General features: G+C 37.1%; 3 protein-coding genes and 1 rRNA gene. 1 reads left to right on the top strand and 3 read right to left on the bottom strand.

Going from position 1 to position 2,705, the window contains the following annotated elements; all coding sequences use genetic code 11:
- Positions 1-246: 246 nt before the first annotated feature.
- Entirely contained in the window at positions 247-726 is a 480-nt protein-coding gene (locus CDG59_RS14785; protein ID WP_227519140.1) for a lytic transglycosylase domain-containing protein, read from the top strand.
- A gap of 61 nt (positions 727-787) precedes the next feature.
- On the opposite strand, the gene cysK is transcribed toward CDG59_RS14785, so the two are convergent.
- The 3 genes from cysK to rrf form a co-directional block, all read right to left on the bottom strand.
- Positions 788-1,789 (bottom strand): cysteine synthase A, encoded by a 1,002-nt coding sequence (cysK, locus tag CDG59_RS14780; RefSeq protein ID WP_087546026.1) that lies wholly within the window; start codon positions 1,787-1,789, stop codon positions 788-790.
- A gap of 226 nt (positions 1,790-2,015) precedes the next feature.
- Entirely contained in the window at positions 2,016-2,366 is a 351-nt protein-coding gene (locus tag CDG59_RS15595; protein ID WP_227519139.1) for a hypothetical protein, read from the bottom strand.
- A gap of 210 nt (positions 2,367-2,576) precedes the next feature.
- Positions 2,577-2,691 (bottom strand): 5S ribosomal RNA (gene rrf, locus CDG59_RS14770).
- Positions 2,692-2,705 lie beyond the last annotated feature (14 nt).

Here is a 2,705-nt window from a genome sequence, read left to right as displayed (position 1 = left end):
AAGCTAACGGAGGCAAACCACCTTTGATGGCTGCTTAACCTCTACTTTTAAATTCAGTTATTTATGGGAGGATTACCAAAGTAACTGTTATTGACTCATTTATTCGTGGTTAATACCATCCATTTAACTTAACGCTAACGGTTTATTATTTTGCAATTCATCTCCATTCACCATTATCAACAACGATCTATAAAAAAATTAAAAAGCCTGATTATTCAAATAAGTTTGATTGTGATTGCAATCAATATGACAGCTTGCAGTAGTTTAAGTGGATCATTCGCCAATCGCTCTACTCAGTTGTCATCTGGACTACAAAATGCCTATTCTGTTTCTCCAAATACAGCAAATCGCTTATCCCCAATGATCGTGCAAAATGCAGAGCGTTATGATGTATCACCCACTTTACTCGCTGCGCTCATTCGCCAAGAATCAAATTATAATAGTTCAGCACGCTCCCCTACAGGTGCGATCGGTTTAACTCAAATAGTTTCGACTCATTGGCGCGAGTCTTGTCCTGGCAATCTTTATGATGAAAATACTAATATTAATTGCGGTGCATATATCCTATCGACCTATTATAAATCTGCAGGCAGTTGGTCAAAAGCCGTAGCGTATTATAATGTTGGGCCATCAGGTTATGAACGGAGTTTTTGGACACGCCATAAAGGTAAAAAGTATGCTCGTTCAGTAAAACGTCATGAAAAAATCTTAAAAAAAGCCCTATAAAATAAAGAGTAAATAAGAAACCATGCTCTTAGGCATGGTTTTTATTCGCTGAATAATGAAATTATGCTTCGTCAAACAAACCTTCGAATAACACCGAAGACAAATAACGCTCACCACTATCAGGTAAAATTACAACAATCGTTTTGCCTACATTTTCAGGGCGTTCAGCAATTTGTGCCGCCGCCGCCAATGCTGCACCGCTTGAAATACCCACCAAAATTCCTTCTTGCATTGCACATTTTCTTGCCCACTCAATCGCATCCGCACTATTCACTGGCAACACTTCATCGACCAAGTTTAAGTCTAAGTTTTTAGGAATAAAATTCGCACCAATCCCTTGAATTTTATGCGGTGCTGGTGTAATGCTTTCACCATTTTTAGTTTGGGTAATAATTGGAGATTCAGCAGGTTCGACTGCAACAGAATAAATTGGCTGATTTTGAACTTGCTCAAAATAACGTGAAATTCCTGTAATTGTTCCACCAGTACCAACACCCGCAACTAAGATATCCACTTGTCCATTGGTTGCCTGCCAGATTTCAGGACCAGTCGTATCAACATGAATTTGAGGGTTGGCTGGATTTTCAAATTGTTGTGGTAGGAAATAAAGCTCAGGATTTTCAGTGGCTAAACGAACAGCTTCATCCACGGCACCTTTCATGCCCTTAGCAGGCTCAGTTAAAATAAGATTCGCGCCTAAAGCTTTTAATACTTTTCTACGCTCTAAGCTCATACTTGCTGGCATAGTTAAAGTAATAGGATAACCTTTTGCTGCTGCAACAAACGCTAAAGCAATACCTGTATTACCGCTAGTCGGTTCAACAATATGCATACCCGTTTTAAGTACACCACGTTTTTCCGCATCCGCAATCAACGCTGCGCCTATACGGCATTTTACTGAAAATGCGGGATTACGGCTTTCCACTTTTGCCAATACTGTAGCATCTGATTTAATCAAGCGATTGATACGAACTAAAGGTGTATTACCAATGGCTTCGGCATTGTTTGCATAAACAGCGATACCTAGGTTGGCAGGCGTTGGAAATTGCTGATCGGTCGACATGTTATTTCCTTATTAGATTTGGAATGATTCTTAAGCATTATAGGCTTGTGAATCTAAGAGGAAAGTAGAAAACATTAAGATTTATGAAAAGTTTTTCCCACATTTATAGTTTTCTTCGCCGATTATGCACCCGTAAACCATGAGAAAAACAAATAGTTATCGGACGTTTCATAAAATATCTCTATCTCATTCCAATCTGCTGTTAATCCTAACGCTAATTTTATATCTAAAGAAATAGGTCAACTGGAGTAACCTCCACACCGTTATGATAAATTCCCCAACGATCAGAGTATTTTAGATTTTTCGCATTCTGATTTTTCTTTATTAATTTTTGGATAGAATACACTATCCATTGTGTTTGTTCTTGTACTTCTAATTCAGTTAGTTTTTTAAAATTAGCTTTCTCTAATATAGGTAATAGCCAAATATCAAAAATATTTTTTAAATCTGTTGTAGTTGTTTCAAGAATATCCCATTCTTCATAAAAATGAAGTTTATGAATAACCAGTATTATAAATGCTTCTAATGAATTCAAACCTTGTGATTTTTTACAAATAAAATAGACAGCATCACACATCCCTTCATCGAAAGTCCTATATTCAACTCGATCAATGTGTACACGGGTAGAATTAGATAGTATATTTTTTACTTATTTAAAATTTGATTTAATTTTTTCTAATGAGATTTCATCCATAACATCTTCTTAATCAATGACAATCATATAATTAAAATAAATGTAACATAAAAAACACCCCCACTCTTTCGAGTGGGGGTGTTCGTATTTAAAAGCTGGCGATGACTTACTCTCACATGGCAAACGCCACACTACCATCAGCGCGAAGAGGTTTCACTTCTGAGTTCGGGAAGGGATCAGGTGGTTCACTCTTGCTATTGTCGCCAGCAAACTGTTGTGGTG

Source organism: Acinetobacter sp. WCHA29 (genome assembly GCF_002165335.1).
Taxonomy (GTDB): Bacteria; Pseudomonadota; Gammaproteobacteria; order Pseudomonadales; family Moraxellaceae; genus Acinetobacter.
This window is presented reverse-complemented; position numbering and strand designations above follow the sequence as displayed.

What these genes read in the sequence shown, in the direction of transcription:
- CDG59_RS14785 (WP_227519140.1), top strand. Translation starts at nt 247, where the DNA reads ATGACAGCTTGCAGTAGTTTAAGTGGATCATTCGCCAATCGCTCTACT.
- cysK (WP_087546026.1), bottom strand. Translation starts at nt 1,789, where the DNA reads ATGTCGACCGATCAGCAATTTCCAACGCCTGCCAACCTAGGTATCGCT.
- CDG59_RS15595 (WP_227519139.1), bottom strand. Translation starts at nt 2,366, where the DNA reads ATGTGTGATGCTGTCTATTTTATTTGTAAAAAATCACAAGGTTTGAAT.